Raw genomic sequence first — 967 nt, 5'->3', positions numbered from 1 at the left:
TAACATTAAATTCACTGATTAACAACACACATAAGGAAACAACTAATGAACTACGCCGAGATACAAGCACGCTTAAACGCCCTCCGCAATATGCCAATCTGTGAACTCGACAAGCGCCAGCCGCTGCTGGTAGCACTCATCGCCGACATCGTGAACGCTGAGACGTCCGACGGTGAAGATACGGATAGCAGCTGGGGTCTGGAACGTCAGGACTACTGGCAGACCCTGAAGATTAAGGCCAAAGATGCTGGGTTTAACCTGCTGGGCAATGGCCACTTCAGTGCAGCATTTAAGCACGAGCTGTTACCCGGCAAGGTCATTAAGGTTGGCTTTAAGAAAGAGGACTCAGGGGCCGCCTACGTGGCTTTCTGCCGGATGCACCAAGGTCGGGTAGGGATTCCTAACGTATATCACGTAGCGCGTCACGCTGGATGCTATACGGTGGTACTGGATGAGCTGGAACCATGCCAGCGCAGAGAGAACGATGAGCACGACCACTACGCAGACCTCGCGTATTACTTTGTCGAGTGTGACTATGCGCCCGAGGAGCACAACGAGAAGGACATAGCGTTTATCGAGACGTGCCAAATGATTCGCAAGTTCTTCCATGGTATCGCGTCCTTTGATATGCATAGCGGTAACATCATGTTTACCAAAGACGGCAGGCCAGTGATTACCGACCCGGTGTCATTCTCAGCGGACCGGGACCGTGAGCCTTTCTCACTGGAACCTGAGGAACTGCTCGCAGAGATTGAGCAGATAGCCACCACCAAGATGATTGAACGCTGTAAGCGCAACAAGGCAAAGCGTGACCCGAACGGGGAGCTGCGCATCGCACGCCGGAAGGCCAATAAGGAACGTAGAGCACGCCGTAAGGCGCACGCTCGGTGGCGTGAGGAGCGCGAACGGATTAACGCTGAGGCCCTAAAGTTCGACCTTGCGAAAGTTGCGAAGCGGGTACACGCAT

Annotated in this window: 1 protein-coding gene; it reads left to right on the top strand. The window is 53.7% G+C overall.

The window, feature by feature from the left end:
• Positions 1-45 precede the first annotated feature (45 nt).
• Positions 46-967: protein kinase (locus tag HHU12_RS34135; RefSeq protein ID WP_169661178.1), on the top strand; the 922-nt coding region annotated here is incomplete at its 3' end.

This window comes from Flammeovirga aprica JL-4, from assembly GCF_012844305.1.
GTDB lineage: Bacteria > Bacteroidota > Bacteroidia > Cytophagales > Flammeovirgaceae > Flammeovirga > Flammeovirga aprica.
The sequence above is the reverse complement of the archived record's forward strand: the minus strand, read 5'-3'. Positions and strand labels throughout refer to the sequence as shown.